Origin of the sequence: Thioclava sp. DLFJ5-1, from assembly GCF_002020115.1 — a bacterium.
GTDB lineage: Bacteria > Pseudomonadota > Alphaproteobacteria > Rhodobacterales > Rhodobacteraceae > Thioclava > Thioclava sediminum.
The window spans coordinates 353,180-376,961 of record NZ_MPZU01000003.1 but is presented as its reverse complement, the minus strand read 5'-3'; the positions used below and the strand labels follow the sequence as shown (position 1 = coordinate 376,961).

Annotated in this window: 25 protein-coding genes; 15 read left to right on the top strand and 10 right to left on the bottom strand. The window is 64.2% G+C overall.

The window, feature by feature from the left end:
• Positions 1-3 precede the first annotated feature (3 nt).
• Genes BMI86_RS12510 through BMI86_RS12500 form a run of 3 tightly spaced genes read left to right on the top strand, consistent with a single transcriptional unit; the run spans position 4 to position 2,407 of the window.
• Positions 4-732, top strand: a complete 729-nt coding sequence (locus BMI86_RS12510) for a molybdopterin-binding protein (RefSeq protein WP_078541689.1) — start codon at positions 4-6, stop codon at positions 730-732.
• Positions 729-1,442 (top strand): GNAT family N-acetyltransferase, encoded by a 714-nt coding sequence (locus tag BMI86_RS12505; protein WP_078541688.1) that lies wholly within the window; start codon positions 729-731, stop codon positions 1,440-1,442. The genes BMI86_RS12510 and BMI86_RS12505 overlap by 4 nt, the downstream gene beginning before the upstream one ends.
• Positions 1,439-2,407 carry an OmpA family protein gene (locus BMI86_RS12500; protein WP_143594788.1) on the top strand — a complete coding sequence of 323 codons (969 nt, stop codon included), beginning with the start codon at positions 1,439-1,441 and terminating at the stop codon, positions 2,405-2,407. Before BMI86_RS12505 ends, BMI86_RS12500 begins: the two co-directional genes overlap by 4 nt.
• A gap of 42 nt (positions 2,408-2,449) precedes the next feature.
• On the opposite strand, the gene BMI86_RS12495 is transcribed toward BMI86_RS12500, so the two are convergent.
• Entirely contained in the window at positions 2,450-3,355 is a 906-nt protein-coding gene (locus tag BMI86_RS12495; RefSeq protein ID WP_078541687.1) for a LysR family transcriptional regulator, read from the bottom strand.
• A 225-nt stretch (positions 3,356-3,580) separates the two neighbouring features.
• Between BMI86_RS12495 and BMI86_RS12490 the strand changes: the two genes are divergently transcribed.
• Entirely contained in the window at positions 3,581-5,596 is a 2,016-nt protein-coding gene (locus tag BMI86_RS12490) for an NADPH-dependent 2,4-dienoyl-CoA reductase (RefSeq protein WP_078541686.1), read from the top strand.
• Between the two features lie 73 nt (positions 5,597-5,669).
• On the opposite strand, the gene BMI86_RS12485 is transcribed toward BMI86_RS12490, so the two are convergent.
• From BMI86_RS12485 to gatC, 4 genes are read right to left on the bottom strand one after another with little or no spacing between them, the layout of a single operon-like run.
• The gene (locus BMI86_RS12485) at positions 5,670-6,359 is read right to left on the bottom strand and encodes an N-acetylmuramoyl-L-alanine amidase (protein WP_246831705.1); all 690 of its coding nucleotides are present in this window, start codon (positions 6,357-6,359) and stop codon (positions 5,670-5,672) included.
• Entirely contained in the window at positions 6,356-7,090 is a 735-nt protein-coding gene (locus BMI86_RS12480) for a hypothetical protein (RefSeq protein WP_078541685.1), read from the bottom strand. The genes BMI86_RS12485 and BMI86_RS12480 overlap by 4 nt, the downstream gene beginning before the upstream one ends.
• Position 7,091: 1 nt before the next feature.
• Entirely contained in the window at positions 7,092-8,570 is a 1,479-nt protein-coding gene (gene gatA, locus BMI86_RS12475) for an Asp-tRNA(Asn)/Glu-tRNA(Gln) amidotransferase subunit GatA (RefSeq protein WP_078541684.1), read from the bottom strand.
• Positions 8,567-8,854: an Asp-tRNA(Asn)/Glu-tRNA(Gln) amidotransferase subunit GatC gene (gene gatC / locus BMI86_RS12470; protein WP_078541683.1), complete on the bottom strand. Its 288-nt coding sequence runs from the start codon at positions 8,852-8,854 to the stop codon at positions 8,567-8,569. Before gatC ends, gatA begins: the two co-directional genes overlap by 4 nt.
• A gap of 180 nt (positions 8,855-9,034) precedes the next feature.
• Between gatC and BMI86_RS12465 the strand changes: the two genes are divergently transcribed.
• The 10 genes from BMI86_RS12465 (at position 9,035) to BMI86_RS12420 (ending at position 18,274) form a co-directional block, all read left to right on the top strand.
• Complete coding sequence (locus BMI86_RS12465) at positions 9,035-9,727, top strand: metal-dependent hydrolase (RefSeq protein ID WP_078541682.1); 693 nt, start codon at positions 9,035-9,037, stop codon at positions 9,725-9,727.
• Between the two features lie 87 nt (positions 9,728-9,814).
• Positions 9,815-10,183 (top strand): MerR family DNA-binding transcriptional regulator, encoded by a 369-nt coding sequence (locus tag BMI86_RS12460; RefSeq protein ID WP_078541681.1) that lies wholly within the window; start codon positions 9,815-9,817, stop codon positions 10,181-10,183.
• A 239-nt stretch (positions 10,184-10,422) separates the two neighbouring features.
• Positions 10,423-10,818, top strand: coding sequence for a MerR family DNA-binding transcriptional regulator (locus BMI86_RS12455; RefSeq protein ID WP_078541680.1), 396 nt, complete (start codon positions 10,423-10,425; stop codon positions 10,816-10,818).
• A gap of 29 nt (positions 10,819-10,847) precedes the next feature.
• Entirely contained in the window at positions 10,848-12,623 is a 1,776-nt protein-coding gene (locus tag BMI86_RS12450; protein ID WP_078541679.1) for an acyl-CoA dehydrogenase C-terminal domain-containing protein, read from the top strand.
• 167 nt (positions 12,624-12,790) lie between these two features.
• Complete coding sequence (locus BMI86_RS12445; RefSeq protein ID WP_078522326.1) at positions 12,791-13,150, top strand: DUF6404 family protein; 360 nt, start codon at positions 12,791-12,793, stop codon at positions 13,148-13,150.
• A 115-nt stretch (positions 13,151-13,265) separates the two neighbouring features.
• On the top strand, positions 13,266-13,478 hold the full coding sequence (locus BMI86_RS12440) for a hypothetical protein (RefSeq protein ID WP_078522325.1): 213 nt from the start codon (positions 13,266-13,268) through the stop codon (positions 13,476-13,478).
• A 16-nt stretch (positions 13,479-13,494) separates the two neighbouring features.
• Positions 13,495-14,031 (top strand): hypothetical protein, encoded by a 537-nt coding sequence (locus tag BMI86_RS12435; RefSeq protein ID WP_078541678.1) that lies wholly within the window; start codon positions 13,495-13,497, stop codon positions 14,029-14,031.
• Positions 14,032-14,225: 194 nt separating this feature from the next.
• Entirely contained in the window at positions 14,226-14,852 is a 627-nt protein-coding gene (locus BMI86_RS12430; RefSeq protein WP_078541677.1) for a glutathione S-transferase family protein, read from the top strand.
• A gap of 9 nt (positions 14,853-14,861) precedes the next feature.
• Complete coding sequence (locus tag BMI86_RS12425) at positions 14,862-16,073, top strand: acetyl-CoA C-acetyltransferase (RefSeq protein ID WP_078541676.1); 1,212 nt, start codon at positions 14,862-14,864, stop codon at positions 16,071-16,073.
• Between the two features lie 11 nt (positions 16,074-16,084).
• Complete coding sequence (locus BMI86_RS12420) at positions 16,085-18,274, top strand: 3-hydroxyacyl-CoA dehydrogenase NAD-binding domain-containing protein (protein ID WP_078541675.1); 2,190 nt, start codon at positions 16,085-16,087, stop codon at positions 18,272-18,274.
• Positions 18,275-18,454: 180 nt separating this feature from the next.
• On the opposite strand, the gene BMI86_RS12415 is transcribed toward BMI86_RS12420, so the two are convergent.
• Both BMI86_RS12415 and BMI86_RS12410 read right to left on the bottom strand, forming a co-directional pair.
• A complete protein-coding gene (locus BMI86_RS12415; protein ID WP_168173850.1) occupies positions 18,455-19,123 on the bottom strand; it encodes a Hint domain-containing protein in 669 nt (222 codons plus the stop codon).
• A gap of 262 nt (positions 19,124-19,385) precedes the next feature.
• Entirely contained in the window at positions 19,386-20,033 is a 648-nt protein-coding gene (locus BMI86_RS12410) for a sulfotransferase family 2 domain-containing protein (protein ID WP_078541673.1), read from the bottom strand.
• 97 nt (positions 20,034-20,130) lie between these two features.
• Between BMI86_RS12410 and BMI86_RS12405 the strand changes: the two genes are divergently transcribed.
• Positions 20,131-21,759 carry an AMP-binding protein gene (locus BMI86_RS12405; protein WP_078541672.1) on the top strand — a complete coding sequence of 543 codons (1,629 nt, stop codon included), beginning with the start codon at positions 20,131-20,133 and terminating at the stop codon, positions 21,757-21,759.
• A gap of 53 nt (positions 21,760-21,812) precedes the next feature.
• Here the strand turns inward: BMI86_RS12405 and BMI86_RS12400 are convergent, their stop codons facing one another.
• The 3 genes from BMI86_RS12400 to BMI86_RS12390 form a co-directional block, all read right to left on the bottom strand.
• Positions 21,813-22,163 (bottom strand): hypothetical protein, encoded by a 351-nt coding sequence (locus BMI86_RS12400; RefSeq protein ID WP_078541671.1) that lies wholly within the window; start codon positions 22,161-22,163, stop codon positions 21,813-21,815.
• Positions 22,164-22,174: 11 nt separating this feature from the next.
• A complete protein-coding gene (locus tag BMI86_RS12395) occupies positions 22,175-22,948 on the bottom strand; it encodes a DUF6478 family protein (protein WP_078541764.1) in 774 nt (257 codons plus the stop codon).
• A gap of 151 nt (positions 22,949-23,099) precedes the next feature.
• Positions 23,100-23,696, bottom strand: coding sequence for a hypothetical protein (locus tag BMI86_RS12390; protein WP_078541670.1), 597 nt, complete (start codon positions 23,694-23,696; stop codon positions 23,100-23,102).
• Between the last annotated feature and the right edge of the window lie 86 nt (positions 23,697-23,782).

Sequence of the window (23,782 nt, the reverse complement as noted above, 5' to 3'; positions counted from 1 at the left end):
CAGATGCCAAATCCCACCGCAGCGATCCTGATCATCGGCGATGAAATCCTCTCGGGGCGCACCCGCGAGGGAAACGCGCATTATCTGGCCGGACAGCTGGTCGAGCGCGGAATCACCTGCCGCGAAATCCGCGTGGTGCCGGACGACAATGACGTGATCGTGGCTGCGGTGCGGGAGCTCTCGGCAGCCCATGATCACCTTTTTACGAGCGGCGGAATCGGTCCGACCCATGACGACATCACCGCCGATGCGGTGGCTGAGGCGATGGGGGCGAAGCTCGACGTGCGCGAGGATGCCAAGGCGATCCTCGCCGCGCATTATGCTGCCCGCGACACCGAGTTCACCGCCGCGCGGCTGCGCATGGCGCGTATCCCCGACGGGGCAGTTTTGATCGAGAACCCGATCTCCGCCGCGCCGGGCTTTTCGCTCGGCAATGTCCATGTGATGGCGGGCGTGCCGAACATCTTTCAGGCGATGGTCGAAGGGCTTTTGCCGAAGCTCACCGGCGGCGCGCCGATGCTCTCGCGCAGCCTGCAGGTGCTGCGCGCGGAATCCTCGGTGGCCGACGATCTGCGCGCGCTGGCGGGCCGCTATCCCGACCTCTCGATCGGCTCCTACCCCTTCGTGCAGGAGGGCCGTTACGGCACGAACCTCGTTCTGCGCGGCACCGATCCCGTTCAGGTCGATGCGGGCTTCGCCGAGCTGAAAACCGCCTTCCCGGAGGGCACATGATCGACGCCTACGCGATCATCGACGCGACCTGGCCCGCAGCCGAATATCGCCGCGCGGGCGGGTTTCTGATCCGCGACGGGCAAGGCGGCGGATCGCGTGTCAGCTGCGCGACGCTGGAGGTGCCGCTCGAGCAGGCCGACATTCCGACCGCCGAAGCTGCGCATCGCGCCTTGGGCCAGCGCCCGCGCTTCATGATCCGCGCGGGCGACGAGGCCCTGGATGCGGTCCTGGAGGCGCGCGGCTACGAATCCTATGACCCGGTGCGGATCTGGTCGGCTCCGATCGCCGCGATGCAGGGCGAGGTGCCGCCCGTGACCGCTTTCGCCCATTGGCCGCCGCTGCAGATCGCCCGCGACCTCTGGACCGAGCTCGATGTCGGACCCGAGCGCCAAGCGATCATGGATCGCGCCGAGGTGCCGAAAACCTGCGTTCTGGGCCGCAAGGAAGACCGGGCCGCAGGCGTCGCCTATATCGGTCTCTACGAGGGGGCGGCGATGCTCCACGCGCTCGCCGTCGCCCCAAAATACCGCCGGATGAGCCTCGCGCGCGAGATGATCTATGAGGGCGCTCGCTGGGCCGCCGAGGCCGGGGCGGAGCGGTTCGAGATGATCACGACACTCGCCAATGACGCCTCGAACACACTCGCCGAAAGCTTCGGCATGGAAGTGCGCGCGCAATATCACTATCGCCGCGCGCCGGAGGTGGCATGACCCGCCGGGCGACCCTCCTGCTGGCCGGTCTTCTGGCCGTCACCCTGTCCCACGCGGCGCTGGCCGCATCGGCGGACCTGACGCTGCCGGCGGGCGCCACCCAATCCGCGCAGGAAACGAGCCCCGCTACCAGCTACCAGTTGGCCGTCGGGCCGTGGCAGGACGGTCAGCTCGAGACCCGCGATCTGGAAGGCGCGCGCTCCGACACCGCCTATCAGCTGCGCGCCAATCAGAACACGACGCTGCAAATCCTCGCCCCGCTGCGCGACCAGCTCAAACAGGCGGGCTACGACATCCTCTATGAATGCGACACGCAGGCCTGCGGCGGCTTCGATTTCCGCTACGCGCTCGACCTGCTGTCAGAGCCCGCGATGCATGTCGATCTGGGCGACTTCCGCTATATCGCGGCGCGCAAGGGGGCCGATTATTTCGCGATCACCGTGTCGCGCTCGTCCGAGTCGGGCTTCATTCAGGTGACCGAGATGCGGGTGCAGGACGTCACCCCCGCCCAGCCCGATGATCCGCTCGCCCCGCCGCAAACCGCGCCGATTCTGCCGCGCGCCGATGCGCCCGCCGTCGCCCCGTCCGCACTTGCGCAGACGCTGGAGGCGCAGGGGTCGGTCGCGCTCGACGATCTCGACTTTCCGTCCGGGGCCTCTGCGCTCGGTTCTGGCGATTTCGCCTCGCTGCAGGCGCTGGCCGAGTTCCTCAAGGCCAATCCCGATTTTCAGGTGATGCTGGTGGGCCATACCGATGCGGTGGGCTCGCTTGCGGCCAATATCGCGCTGTCGAAGAAACGCGCGCAATCGGCACGGCAGAAGCTGATTGGCGATTACGGGGTGGCGGCGTCGCAGGTCAGTGCCGAGGGGGCGGGTTTCCTTGCCCCGCGCGCAAGCAATCTGACCAAAGAGGGGCGCGAGAAAAACAGACGGGTCGAAGCGGTTCTCACCTCGACCCGGAGTTAGCGCCAGCCGGCGGAATGGCCCGGCGCGGGAGGGAGTTCGCTCTCACCAGTTGTCGGGGCCCTTCTCGGCGAAGGTCTTGGCGAGGAAATCTATGAAGGCGCGCACTTTCGGCTGGGTGAAACGGCCCGGCGGATAGATCGCGTAGATGCCCAGCGTTTCCATCGGCAGATCGGGCATCGCCTCTTCCACCAACCCTTCGCGCATCGCATCGGCGTAAAGGAAGGACGGCAGGTAAGCGATCCCCAGACCGGCCGTTGCGGCATGCAGCAGCGATTGGCCGTCATTGACCGTCAGCCAGCCCGCCGAGCGGACCTGACGCCGCTCGCCCGAAGGCGCGGTCAGCTTCCAGACATTGCCCGCCGACTGGTTGGAATAATGCAGCAGCTTGTGGTCGTTGAGATCGTCGATCCGCTCGGGACGGCCGAATTTCTGGAAGTAAGCGGGCGAGGCGATCATCCGACGCGAGGTCTCGGTCAGCTTGCGCGCGCGCAGGCTCGAATCCTCCAGCTCGCCGACGCGGATCGCCATGTCGAACCCTTCGGAGATGAGTTCGACGTAGCGGTTATTCAGCACCATATTCACGGTGATTTCGGGAAATTCCTGCAGGAATTCGCCCAGAACGGGCGAGAGAAGATTCACACCGAAATCGGTGGCGACCGAGATGCGCAGCAGCCCCGAGGGCGCCGTCTGCATCGACGTGACCAGTGCATCGGCCTCGCCCGCATCGTTGAGAACACGACGCGCGCGATCGTAATAGGCCAGCCCGATTTCCGTCGGCGAAACGCGACGCGTGGTGCGATTCAGAAGACGTGCGCCGAGGCGCGCCTCCAATGCCGAGACGTGTTTCGACACAGCCGATTTGGAGATGCCCATCTTCTTGGCCGCATCGGTGAAGCCCCCTTGGTCCACAACGGTGGCAAAGGCTTCCATTTCAGTCAGGCGATCCATCCCAAACACCCTTCGGCTTGTAATTTCTGTTTCTTATTTCCCGCTTATCGGCACGAAATCGGGCGCAATTTAGACTTCGCGGCGACAATACGAGGGTAACAATCGGAGAGAATCCCGCAGGTTGGTGAACCCTGCGAAACGGTGGCGCTTTCGCTCTGACGCCGCGTTCGACGTGACAAGCTTGGCCCCGCGCCGCAGAGTGCGGGCCAAATCAGGGAGGGTTATATGAGCCAATATCCGCATATCTTCACGCCGCTCGATCTGGGCCATGTGACGCTGCCGAACCGCGTGCTGATGGGCTCGATGCACACCAATCTCGAGGAGCGCGGCGACTGGAATGCGGTGGCCGAGTTCTATGCCGAGCGCGCGCGCGGCGGTGTCGCGCTGATGGTTACGGGCGGCATGGCCCCCAATAACGAAGGCGGCGTGTTCCCCGGCGCGGCGGGGCTGTTCACCCCCGAGGATATCGCGCATCACCGCATCATCACTGACCGCGTCCACGAAGCGGGCGGCCGCATCGCGATGCAGATTCTGCACGCCGGGCGCTACGCCTATGGCCCCGATTGCGTGGCCCCGTCGGCCGTCAAATCACCGATTTCGCCTTTCCCGCCGAAAGAGCTCGACGAAGCCGGGATCGAAAAGCAGATCGCCGACATTGCCACCGCCGCCGCGCGCGCCCGCGAGGCGGGTTATGACGGCGTCGAGGTGATGGGCTCGGAGGGCTATTTCCTCAACCAGTTCCTCGTGCGCCACACCAACAAGCGCGAAGACGGTTGGGGCGGCTCGTTCGAGAACCGGATGCGCCTGCCCGTCGAAGTGGTCAAGCGCGTGCGCGAAGCGGTCGGCCCCGATTTCATCGTGATCTTCCGCATCTCGCTGATCGACCTGATCCCCGACGGCTCGACCTGGGAAGAGGTCGTCACGCTCGCCAAGGCCGTCGAGGCAGCGGGTGCCACGATGCTCAACACCGGCATCGGCTGGCACGAGGCGCGGGTGCCGACCATCGTGACGTCGGTGCCGCGGGCGGCCTTCACCTGGCTCACCGGTCGGCTCAAGCCCGAGGTCTCGATCCCGGTCATCACGTCCAATCGCATCAACACGCCTGAGGTCGCCGAAGAGGTGCTGGGCGACGGCTGCGCCGACATGGTGTCGATGGCGCGTCCCTTCCTCGCCGATGCGGATTTCGTAGTGAAGGCGAAAGAGGGCCGCGCTGCCGAGATCGCGCCCTGCATCGCCTGCAACCAGGCCTGCCTGGACCACACCTTCCAAGGCAAGGTCTCGAGCTGCCTCGTGAATCCGCGCGCCGCCCATGAGACCGAGATCGTCATCACCAAGACCGAGGCGCCGAAATCCGTCGCCGTCGTCGGCGCGGGCCCGGCGGGCCTGTCTGCCGCGATCACCGCGGCAGAGCGCGGCCACGCGGTGACCCTGTTCGACCGCGCGTCTGAACTCGGCGGGCAGCTGACGATGGCGCGTGCGATCCCCGGCAAGGAGGAATTCCACGGGCTCACCGACTGGTTCAAGACCATGGTCGAGAAGACCGGCGTGACGGTGAAGCTGGAGACCGACGCCACGCCCGAATTGCTCGCGCCCTTCGACGAGATCATCATCGCCACCGGCGTGCAGCCGCGCGACCCGGAAATCCCGACCGAGGGCGGGCAGGTCGTGAGTTACATCGACATCCTCAAGGGCCGCGTCACCGCCGGCAAACGCGTCGCGGTGATCGGCGCGGGCGGCATCGGCTTCGACGTGGCCGAATTCCTGACCGTCACCGACAGCCCGACCCTCGATCTCGAGGAATGGAAGCGCGAATGGGGCGTCGGCGATCCGGCGCAGACACCGGGCGGCTTGACCAAGCCCGAGCCGGAAGCCCCTGCCCGCGAGGTCACCCTGCTGCAGCGCAAGAAGGAAAAACTCGGCCGCCGCCTCGGCAAGACCACCGGCTGGGTTCACCGCGCGGCGCTGAATATGAAGGACGTCAAAATGATCGGCGGCGTGAATTACGAAAAGATCACTGCCGAGGGGCTGCATGTCACTTTCGGCGAGGCGCGCGAAAACCCGACGCTGATCGAGGCCGATACGGTGGTGCTCTGCGCAGGTCAGCTCTCGGACCGCTCGCTGGCCGATGCGCTGATCGCGGCGGGTCGCAGCCCGCATGTGATCGGCGGCGCGGATGTGGCGGCGGAACTCGACGCGAAACGCGCCATCGATCAGGGCACCCGGCTCGCCGCAGCGCTCTGATCACCTTTTCGGCTTGGCAGAAATATCCCGGGGGGCTCCCGCAGGGAGCGGGGGCAGAGCCCCCTCCTCGTCTTCAGCTCGATCGCCAAGCCCCGCCATCCGCACCGAAGCGCATCGCCAAATCGGCGACCAGCGCCATGTCGACCGCATCCAGCGGCCCCTCATGGCGCGGGCGAAAGCGCAGGCGGAAGGCGGGCAGGATCGTCGCGAGCGGCGCTTCCGGATAGCCAAGGCTCGAGGCCAGCGCGAGGAAGCTCTCGGGATCGACCGCGGGTGCAGCTGGACTCCGTTCAGGCCAGATCGCCAAGCCCTGCCGCGCGAGCCTTTGCCAATCGAAACGCGGACCGGGGTCGATCTTGCGCTCGGGCGCGAAATCCGAATGGCCGATGACGTTTTCCGGCGCGATTGCCCATCGGCGCATGATCTGCGGCAGCAGCTCTTCCAGCGACGCCATCAGCGGCTCGGGGAACGGACGGTCGCCTTCATTGTCCAACTCGATCCCGATGGAGCGCGAGTTCACATCGCCCAAGCCCTGCCAGCTTCCCAAACCCGCATGCCAGGCGCGCTTCTCTTCGGGCACGAGTTGCTCGACCGAACCGTCACGCCCGATCAGCCAATGCGCGGAGACCTCCGCCTCGGGCAGGCAGAGGCGGGTTCGTGCGGCCTCGCAGGACCGCATCGCGGTGTAGTGGATGACGATAAGTTCCGGCACCGCCCCATCGCGGCGCGGGCCGTAATTGGGCGAGGGCCAGTCGGCGCTCACTGACGCGCTTGCTGGAACGGCGTCGGATCCCAACCGCAGGCGAACCCGTCGCCATCGGGATCGAGGTTCAGCCGGTCTTTCTGCGGGCCGCCTGCCGAGAGGAAGGCGCGCTGCGCCTGATCGGCAGAGACGTATTTCGCGCAGGCCTTGTCCGACGAGGTCAGCTTGATGCCCGAGCGCTTGTAGACGGAATCACCCGGCCGGTTCGACACCGACAGCGCATAAGCGGCAAGGTTCGGCCCCGAGCTGTTCTGATTGCTGATCGTGTTCTGCGTGACCGGCGCGGTGGCGAGGCTGCTCGACGCGGTGGTGTCGAAGCTCGGCGAGCTGGCCGTGGTGCTCGACCCGGCGGTGCTGTTCGACGCGTCGGTCTGCTGCAGCGCGGCCATCGCATCGGCCCCGATCGCAGCGCCGCTATTGTCGCCGCCATTCGAGCTGGAGGCCGAGGTCGACGGGTCGTCACCGATGGTGCCGCCTGCGTCGATCGTCGGCGCAGACAGCGCATTGGTCGTGCCGGGCATCGCGGTGCCGGTCGCGTTCAGCGGTGCGCCGGGCGCGTCGGGGTTCGTCGTGCCATTGTCAGTCGGCAGGACGCTCTGCGCCGAGGGCGGCACGATGGGCTGGCCGCGCAGTTCGGCCTCGCGACGGGCCTCGGGGCCACTGTCAGGGATCGAAGAGATACAGCCCGAGAGGGCCAGAACGCCGCCGAGGATCGCGAGTGCCTGTTTCATGTTACCACCATTTCTCCGGTTTGGCCGAGAAGCCTGCGGCCTGTTCGAGGACATGCGCGTGATTCAGCAGATCGCCCTCTTCCCAGGGCCGCCCGATGAGTTGCAGCCCCAGCGGAAGCCCCTTGCTGTCCAGCCCGCACGGCACTGAAACGCCGGGAAGGCCCGCAAGGTTCACCGTCACGGTGAACACATCCTGCATATACATCTCGACCGGATCGGCGCCGTCCATCTCGCCCAGCCCGAAAGCGGCCGACGGGGTGGCGGGCGTCAGGATCGAGTCGATACCCTGTGCGAAGACCTGCTCGAAGTCGCGCTTGATCAACGCGCGGACCTTGCGGGCGCGGTTGTAATAGGCGTCGTAGAAGCCTGCCGAGAGCACATAGGTGCCGATCATCACGCGACGCTGGACCTCGGGGCCGAAGCCTTCGGCGCGGGTCTTCTCGTACATGTCGACGATGCCCTCGCCCGCCGCGAGCTTGGCGCGGTGGCCATAGCGGACGCCGTCATAGCGCGCGAGGTTCGACGAGGCTTCCGCCGGGGCCACGACGTAATAAGCGGGCAGCGCGTATTTCGTATGCGGCAGCGAAATATCGACGATCTCGGCACCCGCATCTTTCATCATCGCGATGCCGTCGTCCCAGAGCTTCTGGATCTCGGCGGGCATGCCCTCGATGCGGTATTCCTTCGGGATCCCGATCTTCTTGCCGCGAATGTCGCCGGTCAGCGCCGCCTCGAAATCCGGGACCGGAATATCGGCGGAGGTCGAATCCTTCGGATCGTGCGAGCACATCGTGCCCAGCATGATCGCCGCGTCGCGCACCGATTTGGTCATCGGACCTGCCTGATCGAGCGAGGAGGCGAACGCCACCACGCCCCAGCGCGAGACCCGGCCATATGTCGGCTTGATGCCGACGATGCCGGTGAAAGCGGCGGGCTGGCGGATCGAGCCGCCGGTATCGGTGCCGGTCGCGGCAAGGCACAGATCGGCAGCCACGGCGGCAGCGGACCCGCCCGAGGAGCCACCCGGCGTCAGTTGCCGGTCGTCGATCTTCCACGGGTTCACTGCAGGACCGTAGCACGCGGTCTCGTTCGACGAGCCCATCGCGAATTCGTCCATCGACAGCTTGCCGAGCATCACCGCGCCCGCGTCCCACAGGTTCTGCGTGACGGTGGATTCGTATTCCGGCTTGAACCCGTCGAGGATGTTCGACGCGGCCTGCGTCGCCACGCCCTTGGTCGCGAAAAGATCCTTGATGCCCAGCGGGATACCGCACATCGCGGGCGCGTCGCCCGACTTGATGCGGGCATCGGCGGCCTTGGCCTGCTCCAGCGCGATCTCGGGGGTCTTGTGCACGTAAGCGTTCAGCGCGCCTGCGCCCTCGATCTCGCTAAGGCAGGACTCGGTCAATTCGACCGCGGTCACATCGCCCTTTTTCAGCGCGTCGCGCGCGTCGGCAATCGTCAGTTTGTTCAGGCTCATTCGACCACCTTCGGCACGGCAAAGAAGCCCTCACGGGCATAGGGGGCGTTCTTGAGGATTTTCTCGGGATAACCGCCATCGGTCACCTCGTCGACGCGGCGCTTGAGGCGCATCGGCGTCACGGAGGTCATCGGCTCGACGCCCTCGACGTCGACCTCGTTGAGCTGCTCCATGAAGGTCAGGATGCTGGACAGCTCCTGCGCGAGCTCGGGCAGATGGTCTTCGGGCACCCGGATCCGGGCCAGATGCGCCACTTTGCGGGCGGTGTCGATATCAATGGACATGTGCTTCTCCGCTTGTCTTGGAAGGCGGTTTAGCCCGAGCCACTGGGGCTTTCAAGCGCCGCGCCCCGCATCAGCGGGCCCCTGCCCTGTCACACGCGAATTTGCGCGCTAATCTTGGAACCTGCACAGTGCTGATACGTCACCCTGTCACAATCGAAGTGCCTAACGGAGGAAACCCATATGAAAGTCATTTGGCTCGGCCATTCCGGCTTCCGCATCGAAACCGGCGATGCCGTGATCCTGCTCGACCCGTTCCTGACCGGCTCGCCGGTCTTTCCGGACGATAAGCGCAGCGAAGCTATCAAAGGCGCGACGCATCTGCTGTTGACCCATGGCCATGGCGATCACGCCTCCGATGCGGTGCCGATCGCGAAGGAACTGGGCATTCCGATCTACTGCATTCACGAATTGTCGATCATCCTTGGCGCCGAGGGGGCCGAAACCGTCGGCTTCGGCAAGGGCGGCACGGTCGATCTAGGCGGCGCGAAGGTCACGATGGTGAACGCGACCCATTCGGCCTCGATCGACTACAAGGGCGGCGATCCGGTCTATGCAGGCCAGCCCGCGGGCTTCATGATCGAAGCCGAAGGTCACACGATCTATGTCACCGGCGACACCGACATCATGGCCGACATGGAATGGATGGGCGAACTGCATAATCCCGATATCGGCATCCTCGCAGCGGGCGGCCATTTCACGATGGACATGAAGCGCGCGGCCTGGGCGTCGAAGAAGTATTTCAACTTCAAGACCGTCATTCCCTGCCACTACAAGACCTTCGATGCGCTGGAGCAATCGGCCCAGCCGCTCATCGACGGCTTGCCCGGCGTGGATGTGATCGAGCCCGAGATACTCAAAGCGATCGAAATCTGAGCTGCTGCCCGCCGGGCCGGGGGCGGCATAGCTTGCAGCCCGCAGCCCGGCGCGCTAGCTTCTCGCCCGGATCGGGAGGCCGAATAGATGTCAGACTTATTGTCCTTCAAGGAGATGTGCGAGCGGTTCGACGTGACCCCGCGCACGCTGCGCTATTACGAGTATATCGAGCTTCTCAATCCCCAGAAGGAAGGCCGCTCACGCTATTACGGCCCGCGCGAAGTCGCGCGGATGACCCTGATCCTGCGCGGGCGTCGATTTGGCTTCTCGCTCGAGGAACTGCGCCAGTGGCTGATGATCTACGATCAGCAAGGCACGGAAGAGCAGAACCGCGTCTGGGTCGAACTGGCCGACCGGCAGCTTGACGTCCTCACGCGACAACGTGAAGAACTGGACGCGGCGATCGACGACCTACGACAATTGCGTGATCAGGTTCAGGACACTCTTGATTCTTGACCCTGAAATGCATTCCTTAACGTCAGCGGGGACGTGAGAGCGCCTTGTAAGCTTGACGATTATGGCGGGTTTCGAGGAAAGAAACTTGCTTTACCGTACGGTAAAAATTCCCTGACATTACGTCATTGGATTCGTGACGCCACGTTACGGTGACGCGAACGTAAAGAAGTCTTGTAATGTGGCTGCGGGCAGACGATTTGCCGCGTCGCATTACGCAAAGGAAACGCGAGGCAGAGAGTATGACCGACACAGTAATGACGATCCGCGAGATGTGCGGCGCCTTCGAGGTGACCCCGCGCACCCTGCGGTTCTACGAAAGCAAGGAGTTGCTGTTTCCCATTCGCGAGGGACAGAAGCGGCTGTTTACGCGACGCGATCGCGCCCGGCTGAAACTGATCCTGCGCGGCAAGCGTTTCGGGTTCTCGCTGGAGGATATCCGCCAGCTGCTGGACCTCTACGAGATGGGCGACAAGCAGAAGACGCAGCTGAACGAGACGATCAAGCTCGCGCAGCAACGTCTGGAGGAAATGACGCGCCAACGCGAGGAACTGGGTCAGGCGATCGACGAACTGGCCGGTCAGATCGAGTGGGCGGAGAAGGAACTGGAGAAGGCGCGCCACGACGACGCGGCCTGATCCGCGAAGACGACTAAAGGGAGCGAACCATGTCGAGCTTTATCGCCAACACCAAGGACATGCAGTTTGTGCTGCATGAGCTGCTCAAGGTCTCGAATTCGGATGTGCCGGGTTACGAGGAAATGGACCGCGACTTCACCGAGGCCGTTCTGGATGCCGCGGGCAAGGTCTCGTCCGAGGTGCTGGCCCCGCTGAACGAGGTGGGCGACAAGGAAGGCTGCGTGCTCGAAAACGGCGTGGTCCGCACGCCCAAAGGGTTCGACAAAGCGTTCGAGGCGATGAAAGAGGGCGGCTGGACCGCGCTCGATTGCGATCCCGAGTTCGGCGGTCAGGGCATGCCCTATCTGCTCAACTGCGCGGTGGGCGAGATGTTCGTCTCGGCCAACATGGCCTTCAACATGTATCAGGGCCTGACCCACGGCGCCTATTCGGCGATCCACACTCACGGCACGGATGAGCAGAAGCAGACCTATCTGCCGAAGATGGTCACCTGCGACTGGACCGGCACGATGAACCTGACGGAGCCCCATTGCGGCACCGATCTGGGTCTGATGCGCACCAAGGCCGAGCCGCAGGACGATGGTTCCTACGCGATCACCGGCACGAAGATCTTCATCTCGGCGGGCGATCACGACCTGTCGGATAACGTGATTCACCTCGTGCTGGCGAAAGCGCCGGGCGGTGGCGAAGGCACCAAGGGCGTGTCGCTCTTCATCGTGCCGAAATTCCTCGTGAACGAGGACGGTAGCCTCGGCGAGCGCAACTCGCTCTCGGTCGGCAAGCTCGAAGAGAAGATGGGCATCCACGGCAACGCGACCTGCGTCATGAACTATGACGGCGCGAAGGGCTGGCTGCTGGGCGATCTCCACAAGGGGATGCGCGCGATGTTCACGATGATGAACGAAGCGCGTCTCGGCGTGGGCCTGCAAGGCTATGCCGTGGCCGAGGCCGCCTATCAGGAAGCGGTGGCTTACGCGAAGGACCGCACGCAGGGTCGCGACGTGACCGGCGTGAAAGCGCCCGAGAAAGCCGCCGATCCGATCATCGTGCACCCGGACGTGCGCCGGATGCTGATGGATCAGAAGAGCTTCGTCGAGGGTGCGCGCGCCTTCACCTTCTGGGGTGCGCATCTGATCGACCGCTCCCATGCGCTCGACGACGCCGAGGCCGAAGGTCTGATCTCGCTGATGACCCCGGTCATCAAGGGCTTCCTGACCGACAAGGGCTTCGAGACCGCCGTCTCCGCGCAGCAGGTCTTCGGTGGCCACGGCTATACCGAGGACTGGCCGATGTCGCAGCATGTGCGCGACGCGCGCATCGCGATGATCTACGAGGGCGCGAACGGCATTCAGGCGCTCGACCTGGTGGGCCGCAAGCTCGCTCAGGACGGCGGCAAGCACGTCATGGCCTTCTTCGAGATGGTCAAAGCCGAGTGCAAATCGCATGACGATGACGAGCGGATGAAGCCCTTCACCGACGCGCTGAAGAATGCCTCCAAGCAGCTTCAGACCGCGGGCATGTTCTTCATGCAAAACGGCATGAAGAACCCGAACGCAGCGCTCTCGGGCAGCTATGACTTCATGCACCTGATGGGTCATGTCTGCCTTGGCCTGATGTGGACGCGGATGGCGAAAGCCGCCTTCACCGCGCTCGACAACGGGGCGTCGGACACCGCCTTCTACGAAGGCAAGATCGCCACGGGCCGCTACTACATGGCGCGTCAGCTTCCGGCCTGCGCGATGCACCTCGCGCGGATCGAGACCGGCGCGGACCCGGTCATGGCGCTGACCGACGACCAGTTCTAAGGCGACCGGATCCAACGAAAAAATGAACGGCGGGCCTCGGCCCGCCGTTTCAATTTTCAATCACCGCCATGTCAGGCGAAGTGTAGGGCCGGACGATTGTTTTGCGGCCGTGCGGGTCTAACCTCGGAGTCTCCATCCAGAGACGATTCCCACCGAGTCCCGCCGTCATGTATCTCGATAATGCAGAAACCAACCGCCGTTACGACGCCGCTCTCGCAGAGCTGCGGGCGCGGGGCGTGTTCCGCTCGACCCGACCGCCAATGGGCGCGCGGGTGCTGCATTGGCTGGGCTTCGAGCCGCGCCCGATTCCCTATCTCGACTGGAAGCAGAACCTGCTGATCTTCGCCGCCGGTTTCGCGGTCGCGCAGCTTCTGGTGGACCACCTGCTCAGCGCGACCGAGGGTATGTCCTTTGCGCCGCATCTGGTGACGCTGGTGATCTCGGCGCTCGCCTTCGGTGCGCTGATGGCGCTGTGGCAGATCCACCGCAAGAACAAGCTCGGGCTGAGCGATTGGGACGACCTCTAGGGGCGATTCCCATGCACGAACCCAAAGCACCGGCGGTCTGGCCAGCACGCAGGTTTCTTCCTAAGCTGCGCGCAACCTGACGCGCCTTCCCGCGCCACATTGCCCCGGAGCCTGAATGCCCAAACGCCTGCGCCTGACCCGTCGCTTTCCCGTCGCCATGACCAATGACGCCTATCGCAGACTCAACCGCTTCGCGCAGGAGGCGGAAATCACGCCCGACGAGGCACTGACCTTCCTGTTCGAGCATTTCAACTCCGTCACCCACGAGGAAAATCTCAACCACCGCCTGCGGCTGTTCAAGGCCGAGCTTGGCGAGCGCAAAGCCTGATTTCGAAAGGACATCCATGACCCGCCTGTCTCTCGCTTTCGCTGTCGCGTCCCTTGCCCTCTCGACCCTGCCTGCGCTCGCGTTCGACTCCGCCGACCGCAACGCGGTGACGCAGGAAGTCGCGGGCTTCACCAAGGCGGTGGATGCGAAGGATTACTCCGTCTTCTTCGACACGGTGCCGCCGAAGATGATGCAGGCGATCGCGGATCAGACGGGCGTCCCGAAAGAGCAGCTCGAAGACATCATGCGCAAGCAGATCAACGACGCGATGGCCTCGGTGACGATCGACGATTTCGAGATGAACATCGCCGCGATGAAGACCGGAGAGACGTCTTCGGGCCGGGCCTATGCGCAGATCCCGACCTCGACGGTGATGGAGGTGCCCGATATGGGCAAGGTGCGCTCGACCAATACCACGCTGGCGCTGCAAGACGGCGAGGAATGGTATCTCGTGCGCATCGACAGCCCGGCGCAGATCGCGGTTCTGCGCAAGGTCTACCCCGATTTCGAAGGCATCGAGTTTCCCAAAGGCACGATGGAAGCGGTACGCTAACCGCGCCGCGGCCCTCGCTTTTTCCGCGCTTTCCGTTCACGTCCGTTCACCTCTCGCGACGGAACGTCGCCCTCTCCCTCGCGTTGGACGCGACGTCGTGCTGGAATGACGTTGCGGCGAAATGCTCATGAGGGGCTTACGTTCGCGTCACTTAGGGGTCAGATTGGCCCCGTGATCAGGGAGGACCGCAGCGAATGGCGGCACAACTTTATTGCTTCGGAGAGTCTGGCAACGCCTACAAGGCGGCGCTGACGATGGAACTGGCGGGCTACGACTGGGAGCCTGTTTATGTCGATTTCTTCAACGGCGAGGCGCGCAGCGCCGAATATCACGCGCTGAACGAAATGGCCGAAGCACCCGTCTTCAAAGAGGGCGATCTGACCCTGTCGCAATCCTGCGTCATCCAGCTTCATATCGCGGAGCAAACCGGCAAATTCCTCGCCGAGGATCGCAACGAGATGCTGCGCTGGATGTTCTGGGACGCGCAAAAGGGCTCGGGCCAGCAAGGCGGCCTGCGCTTCCTGATGAACTTCCTGCCCGAAGAGAAGCGCCCGCAAGAGGCGATCGGCTGGCTCAAGGGCCGCGTGCTCACCGCGATCAAGACGCTGGAAAAGCATATGGACGGCCGCGACTGGGTCGTCGGCGACCAGCCCAGCTTGGCCGATTTCGCCTGCTGCGGCTACCTCTACTATCCCGAGCCCTTCGGGTTCGACCGCAAGGAATTCCCCAATATCGACCGTTGGCTGGACGGGCTCAAAGCCCTGCCCGGTTGGAAACACCCCTATGATTTGATGCCCGGCAATCCTTCCGACCGGGCGTGAGGAGGAACCATGACGGAAGCCTATATCTATGACGCAGCCCGCACCCCGCGGGGCAAGGGCCGCAAGGACGGCTCGTTGCACGAGGTCAGCTCGGTCGCGCTGTCGGCGCGGCTGCTGAACGCGGTGGCGGAGCGTAACAACCTCGAAGGTCACGCGGTCGAGGACGTGATCTGGGGCAACGCGACCCAGGTGATGGAGCAGGGCGGCTGCCTTGCGCGCTCGGCGGTGCTTCTGTCGGACCTCGACGAGCGCATTCCGGGCCTGTCGATCAACCGCTTCTGCGCATCCGGCATGGAAGCGGTGAACCTCGCCGCGAACCAGGTCTGCGGCGGCGCTGGCATGGGCTACATCGCAGGCGGCGTCGAAATGATGGGCCGCGTCGCGATGGGCTCGGACGGCGCGGCAATCGCCGTGGACCCGTCGCTCGCGATGAAGACCTACTTCGTCCCGCAGGGCATCTCGGCCGATATCATCGCCACCGAATACGGCTTTAGCCGCGAAGACGTCGACGCGCTCGGCGTGGAATCGCAGCGCCGTGCAGCCGAAGCAATCAAGGAAAACCGTTTCGCGAAATCCATCGTGCCGGTGAAGGACCAGAACGGTCTGACCATCCTCGACCACGACGAATTCCCGCGGGCGGGCACCACGATGGAAAGCCTCGGCGGCCTCAAGCCCTCCTTCAAGGAGATGGGCGAGGTGATGCCGGGCTTCGACAAGGTCGCGATGCTGAAATACCCGCATCTCGATCACATCAACCACGTCCACCACGCGGGCAACTCGTCGGGGATCGTGGACGGCGCCGCCGCCGTGCTGATCGGCAACAAGGAATTCGGTGAGGCGCATGGCCTCAAGCCCCGCGCGCGCATCCGCGCCACCGCGAAGATCGGCACCGATCCGACGATCATGCTGACCGGCCCGGTTCCGGTGACCGAGAAGATCCTCGCGGATTCGGGTATGTCGATCTCCGACATCGACCTGTTCGAGGTGAACGAGGCGTTTGCGGCTGTCGTGCTGCGCTTCATGCAGGCCTTCCAGGTCGATGCCGACAAGGTCAACGTCAATGGCGGCGCGATCGCGCTTGGCCACCCGCTCGGCGCCACCGGCGCGATCATCATCGGCACGCTGCTGGACGAGCTGGAACGCCGCGACCTGAACACCGGTCTGGCCACGCTTTGCGTCGCGTCCGGCATGGGCGCCGCGACCATCATCGAGCGCGTGTGAGGGAGGAACAAATGGCTGATTTCAAATACGAACTTGGCAGCGACGGCGTTGCCGTCATCACTTGGGACGTGCCCGAGAAGTCGATGAACGTGATGAGCATGGAGGGCTTCGCGCTCCTCGACAGCTTCATCGACAAGGCGCTGGCGGATGACAAATGCAAAGGCGTGGTCATCACCTCCGGCAAACCCGACTTCGCGGGCGGTATGGACCTCAACGTCATCGCGCAGATGCGCGAAGGCGGCGCTCAGGCGATCTTCGACGGCGTGATGCAGATGCACCATGTCCTGCGCAAGATCGAGCGCGCCGGCATGGATCCGAAGACCAACAAGGGCGGCAAGCCGATCGCGACCGCGATCCCCGGCACCGCGCTCGGCATCGGTCTGGAGCTGCCGCTGTCGACGCACCGCACCTTTGTCGCGGACAATCCGAAGGCCAAGATCGGCCTGCCCGAGATCATGGTCGGCATCTTCCCCGGCGGCGGCGGCACCACCCGTGTCTCGCGCAAGCTCGGTGCGATGGCGGCGGCGCCCTTCCTGCTGGAAGGCAAGCTCTCGGACCCCAAGAAGGCAAAAGCGGCGGGCCTGATCGACGAGGTCGTCGAGGATCCGCTGGCCGCCGCGAAGGAATGGGTGCTGAACGCGAAAGACGCCGATCTGGTGAAACCGTGGGACGCGAAGGGCTTCAAGATGCCCGGCGGCGCGCCCTATCACCCGGCGGGCTTCATGACCTTCGTCGGTGCCTCCGCGATGGTGCATGGCAAGACCGCAGGCGTCTATCCGGCGGCCAAGGCGCTTCTGTCGGCGGTCTATGAAGGCGCGCTCGTGCCCTTCGATCAGGCGATCAAGATCGAGGCGCGCTGGTTCACCAACGTGCTGCTGAACCCGTCGTCGACCTCGATGATCCGCTCGCTCTTCATCAACAAGGGCGCGCTGGAGAAAGGCGCGAACCGTCCCGACGTGCCGGACCAGAAGGTGAAGAAGGTCGGCATCCTCGGCGCGGGCATGATGGGCGCAGGTATTGCCTATGTCTCGGCCAAGGCCGGTATCGAGGTCGTGCTGATCGACAACAGCCAGGAGGCCGCCGATCGCGGGAAATCCTATTCCGAGGGCATCCTCGATAAGGGCATCTCGCGCAAGAAGGTCACCGAAGAGGGCAAGGCCAAGACGCTGGGCCTGATCAACGCGACCACGGATTATGCCGCCCTTGAGGGCTGCGACCTGATCGTGGAAGCGGTGTTCGAAGATCCGGGCGTCAAAGCCGAGGTCACCAAGAAGGCCGAAGCCGTGATCCCGCAGGACGCGATCTTCGCGACCAACACCTCGACCCTGCCGATCACCGAACTGGCCAAGGCCAGCGCGCGCCCCGAGCAGTTCATCGGCATCCACTTCTTCTCGCCCGTCGACAAGATGATGCTGGTGGAGATCATCAAGGGTGCCCAGACCGGTCCGGTGGCTGTAGCCAAGGCGCTCGACTTCGTGCGCCAGATCCGCAAGACGCCGATCGTGGTCAACGACGCGCGCTTCTTCTACGCCAACCGCTGCATCATTCCCTATATCAACGAGGGGATTCGCATGGTGGCCGAAGGGGTGAACCCGACGCTGGTGGAACACGCAGCCACCATGGTCGGCATGCCGCTTGGCCCGCTGCAGCTGGTGGACGAGACCTCGATCGACCTCGGCGTGAAGATCGCCAAGGCCACCAAGGCCGCGATGGGCGATGCCTATCCCGACGAGGCGGTCGATGACGTGCTGTTCTGGATGGCCGACGAAGGCCGGATGGGCCGCAAGTCGAACGCGGGCTTCTACGACTATGACGAGAAGGGCAAACGTCAGGGCCTCTGGGAAGGTCTCGACGCCAAGTTCCCGCGCGCCGACGAGCAGCCCGACGTGCATCACGTCCAGCATCGCCTGCTGATGGCGCAGGTGCTGGAAGCGGTTCGTGCCTTCGAGCAGGGCGTGCTGGAAGACATCCGCGAGGGTGACGTGGGCGCGATCCTCGGCTGGGGCTTCGCCCCGTGGTCGGGTGGTCCGTTCAGCTGGCTCGACATTCTCGGCGCCGGCAAGGCCGTCACGATCTGCGAAGCGCTCACCGCGCAATACGGTCCGCGCTTCGAGGCCCCGGCCCTGCTGCGCGACATCGCAGCCAAGGGCGAGACCTTCTACGGTCGCTACGGCGAAGGTCAGGCCGCGAAAGCCGCCTGACCCGACAGCGCCAGAGAAACCAGAACGCCGGGACCGAAAGGCCCCGGCGTTTTTCTATGGCCGGGAGGCACTTCAACGCCCGCCTCCCACCTGCCTCCAAGACAAAGGAAAACGCCGCACCCTGGTCATGGGTGCGGCGTTCGGCCTGTCAGTTGATCAGGAGGGAATCAGGCCGGGCTATCACTCTGCCGCGTAAGCGTGCGCGGTCAGATCTTCGTCGATGAGCCCTGCAACGATCGAGCGTGCCATTTCAAGCGACAGCGTCTCGTAGTTCGGGCCTGCATCATCGTCGAAGAGTGCTTCAAGCCGGTGGCTGTTGATCGAACCGCAATGGACCATGCCAGAACCATTCGCGTAGACGATCTCCTCCTCCTCAAACTCCAGCACGATCACGTCGATCGGACGGTGGGGTGTAATCCGATCGATCCCACGATAGCCTTCAAGAGCAGAGGCGGGGATTACGGCGAAGGGGTCACCGTAAATTGCCTCGGCCATGTCGCTTTCCACCATCATGTTCTGTTCAGGCAAAAGCAGCATCGGGGTTTTGTTGCCCAACGCGCCGACCGGCACGGCGAGCGGCTTGCGATGGTCCGGGCAACGCCCGTGACCGAGCCAGAGTTGAGTTCGCTTGACGTCCACGACGGGACGCAGGCCACTGTCGAAGGTCATGACCATGCCGCCAACCGCAATTGCTTCCACCGGGCGCCAGCCCATAGCGGTCGCGATTCGCGTTCCGGCAACGATCCCCGAAGCAGCCCCGTTATCGAGCACTCGCCCGGAGGTTGCGCCCGCCAGAGCGGAATCAAAGGCGCAATCGTCGTTCCAAGTCGTCGTTGCACTGCGGGTCATGTCGGTCTTCCTTCTGAAAGTCGGCGAGGCCATTTCTTCGTCCTACCTAGATCAATTGATTCCTGGGGAGTTTCCGGGGCCGAAAGGTGACCGAAATGTGGCAAACCTATACTTTCGGACAGTAAGTTGCTCACGGACCCGTGATTGACCTATCTTTTTGGATAGGGGTTCGCGCGTTTGACCTATCTTTTTGGATAGGGGGGCGCTCACAGACCCGTGAGAATCGCCCAAATTGCGTCGCAAATTGCAATTGCGCGAAAATTTAGAATCGGTAACCGAACCGCGCGATGTCCTCGGCACAGAGTTTCGAAACCACTTCAGCATCGAAATCTGAAAAATACCCGCGCCAGTTGCGCTTCCGCTCGGAGATGTTGCATCTCGCGAGGGGTGTCACGGAAAAACCGAGATGTGACGCGAGGGGGGCGGCATCGGCCTCTACATCTTCGAGGCGAATATAAAGGCCGCAAATCTCCTCCCCGTCCGGCAGCCGCATGTAGCTGCCATAGGGGGCCGCCGCGAGCGATGCCTGCGTGTGCGGATGGTTAAGGAAGTCCGAAAAGCTGAGCGACTTTGCTAACGCCACGGCGGGATGCGCCATCCGCTGCTCGCGCAACCAATGGTAGTAGCTGACAACCCGGTCCCACGGGTTCCGCACCAGCGTGAAGGTGAAATAGGCGCGCGCCTCGTCTTCGCTATAGAGCCCCAGCCCGTCGCTCAGCGTCGAGTGCTTCCAAAGCCGCCCCCGGGTTTCACGCCCCTCCAGCCTGCGTTTGCGTCGCCGCGCCTTGGGCGTATCGCCGATCAGCAGGTCATCCGCCATCGCGCGGTTCTCCAGCGCGAGCGTCAGCGCCGTGCCACCCGTCTTCGGGATATGAACGAAGATGTAGCGGCGGCCATGCGAAACGATCATGCGCGCGACACTAGCTGTGACGAAAGATGACGCAAACCCTCTTTCCTTTCGCGCGATGCCGCCTGAAGATGCCCGGACAATTTACGTGGAGGATTTCATGGGCTGGCTTGCCGACGAGACGGGTCTGGAGAAATGCGCGGCGAATTACGCACCGCTTACACCTTTGTCGCATCTCAATCGCGCGCTGGAGGTCTTCCCCGAGCGACCGGCGGTGATCTACGGCAGCCGCTCTTATAGTTACGTTGATTACCACGCGCGCGTGAGTCAGCTCGCTTCCGCCCTCAAGGCACGCGGTGTCCAGCCCGGCGACGTGGTGGCGACAATCCTGCCCAACACCCTGCCCCAGATCGAGGCGCATTTCGGCGTGCCCGCCTGTGGTGCGGTGCTCAACGCAATCAACACCCGGCTCGATGTCGATACCGTCGCCTATATCTTCGAACATGGCGGTGCGAAGATCGTGCTCTGTGACGTGGCCTTCCTGCCCGTGGCCGAAGAAGCCGTGAAGAAGATGAAGGGCCCCGCGCCGCAGATCATCGAAGTGGCCGACCCCGAGCACGGCTTCGAGCCGACCGGGCATTACCTCGAATACGAGGCGCTGGTCGCCGAGGGCGATCCGATGTTCGACTGGATCATGCCCGAGGACGAATGGGAGAGCATCGCGCTCAATTACACCTCCGGCACGACCGGCAAGCCCAAGGGCGTCGTCTATCACCACCGGGGCGCCTATCTCTCGACTCAGGCGAATGCGATCTCGTGGCGGATGCAGCTTTATCCGGTGCTGCTGACCATCGTGCCGCTGTTCCATTGCAACTCGTGGACCCATAGCTGGATGGTGCCGATGATGGGCGGCACGGTCGTCGGCTGCCGCGATGTGACCGCGAAGAATATCTATGACGCGATTGCCGATCATGGCGTGACACATTTCGGCGGCGCGCCGATCGTGCTCAACACCATCATCAACGCCAAGGAAGAACATCGCCGCGCCTTCGATCATGTGGTGGAGGTCTTCACCGCCGGTGCGCCCCCGCCCGCCTCGACGCTGGCCGCGATCGAGCCGCTGGGCTTCAACGTCACGCAGGTCTACGGGCTGACCGAAACCTATGGCCCGGCCGTCGAATGCACATGGAAGCCCTCTTGGGAGGGCACCGAGGGCGAGGCCCGCGCCGATCTCAAGGCGCGCACCGGGGTCTCGATGCCGATGCTCGAGAAGGTCACCGTCTACGATCAGGGCAAGGAGGTCGCGCGCGACGCCCAGCATCTGGGCGAGATCGTCTTCCGCGGCAACATGGTGATGAAGGGCTACTTCAAGAACCCGCAGGCGACGCGCGAGGCCTTCGAGGGCGGCGTGTTCCATTCGGGCGACATCGCCTTCATGCATCCCGACGGCTACATCAAGATCACCGACCGCGCGAAGGACATCATCATTTCGGGCGGCGAGAACGTCTCCTCGGTCGAGGTGGAGGGCGTGATCTGCGCCCATCCGGCGGTGTCGCTCGCCTCGGTCGTGGCCAAGCCGGACGAGACCTGGGGCGAGGTGCCCTGCGCCTTTGTCGAGCTGAAGGAGGGCAAGGAGGCGACGGAGGAGGAACTTATCAAGTTCTGCCGCGCGCGGCTCGCAGGCTTCAAGACGCCCAAGCGTGTGATCTTCTCGGAACTGCCGAAGACCTCGACCGGCAAGATCCAGAAATTCGAGCTGCGGGCGGTCGCCAAATTGCTCGACGAGTAGGGCTTCTTTCTACGCGTGCGCGCGCCCGCGCGCGAGGGGCGCGCGTGAAATGCTCAGTTTTCGCTCTCGGCGCAGTGCTGGCGGAATGCGCGCGACAGCATATCCAGCTCGGCGCGCAGCAGGTCGATCTCGGCGCGCAGATCACCCGCGAGCGGCGCGCCTGCGACCAGCGAGAAGCGGTCGATCACCTCGCCATCCGCCTTGCGGCAGACGAGGAAGGTCAGCACCCCCTCGCTCAGCAACTCCGCCGGAATCGGCTGCGCGAGGCGCCAGTCGCCGGGCGCGCCGCTGACCGACAGCCCTTCGAGCACCTCGCCCTGATGGCGCACCTCCAGATCGGGCGCCTCTTTCTCATGGCTCACCGCTTCCCAGCGCCCTGCCTTGATCCGCGTGCTGTCCAGCATCCTCGCCTCCGTCACAGTTCGGCGCGCGGGTAGCGCGCGAAGGTGAGATCGCGGATCACCACCTCGTTCATCCGTGGGTTTTCAAAAATCAGATCGACCCACGCTTTTTCCAGTCGTCGCTCGTTCATCCGCGTATAGGCCAGATCGAATTCGACAGAGCGCGCGCCATCGCCATGAGGCAGTTCGCGCACCAGCTGCTCCGAATTGGGGCCGTGCTTGATGTTGAGGCGGCAGAACACTTCCAGCTCCCGCTCGCAGTCCAGCTGCATCTCCAGCCGGATGAGATGGTTGAGTTGCAGCCCGCCCAGCGCCGCATCGGGCAGGTCGAGCACCAGCGACAGGAACGACCCTTCGAACCGCAGCACATCGAGCCGCAGCCCGAACGGCGCGAGCGTCTCGCCCGTCGTATTGCGGATCTGGCGCAGCGTGATCTCGGAGCGCGGACAGTCATGGAACAGGGTGAGGTCATCGCCGAGCTTGGCGCGGCTTTGCGCCCCCGCGATGCCATGCGGATGCGCCTTCACGCGCCAGAGCGGCGGTCGCCACGCCCAATCGCTGCCCGACGGTTTGCGCACAGAGCTATCGCCGGGAAAAGCCGTTAGCCGCTGTTCGGTCGCGCGCAGCACCGTGTCGACTTCGTTGCGCAGGGCGCGGGCACGCGCGCGCAGACCGCGAAGCCCCTCCGGATCCAATGCAGGGACCTTGGACGCCGCATCGCGCCAGCGCCGCAAGCTGCGTCGCTCGGCAATCCGTTGCAACAGCGATCCGCCGTTCCGTCCTGCCATGTGCTGCCCTTCTTTCCCGCCTGCCAGTGCCGTCTGCGGCATCACAGCAGTTATTCCTTATCATCGGGTTGCGAGAAAGGGGGAATTTCCGCACGAACTCATCACGTTCCGGGTTTTGACCGGGAAGGTAACCGCGCGTCGGCTTGGGCGGTCAATTCGCGGCGCGGATCGCGGCGATGAATGTCTCCAGCAATTGCCGCTGCTGGGCATAGCTCATTTCGCCTTCCTTGAGCGGCATCACCGACAGCGCCGTGATCCGCCCGCCAAGGGCCGTGACGCCCCGCAGGTAGGTCTTGGCAATCGGCGGTCCGCCCGTGCCGGAGCGGTCCTCGACCCGCAGCAGCAAGGTGCCATTCGAGATATCGGTGCCCTTGATCGTGACGTCGGCGGCTTCGCCGGAGCGCGACAGCGCCGCGCGCCCGATTTCGGAATGGAAGAAATCACCAATCTTCTTGAGCCGGTCCTGCGAAAGCTTGCCGGAGCCGTCCTCCAAGGCGGGCGGCCCGACCGTGACGCTCAGCAGCGCGGGCTCGGGCGCGTGGGCATCCTCGGCATTGCCGGAGATCGCCGCGCAATTGCCAAAGAGCGCAAAGCCCCCCGCGCCGGAATTGCGCAGGCTTTTCGGATCGATGCACCAGCCTTTCGGCGCCGCCACCGTCAACGCGCCATTGGCCAACGTGGTGCGAGCCTTGGCGACCTGCGCCGTGCCGAAGGCCGTCGGCTGGCAGGCGGCCAGCAAACCGGTCATCCCCAGCGCGAGGGCGAGGGGCTTCAAAAGACGTGACGAGCGGTGTCCGACAGCAAAAATCATGCGCTTGGAAATAGCCTCAGCGC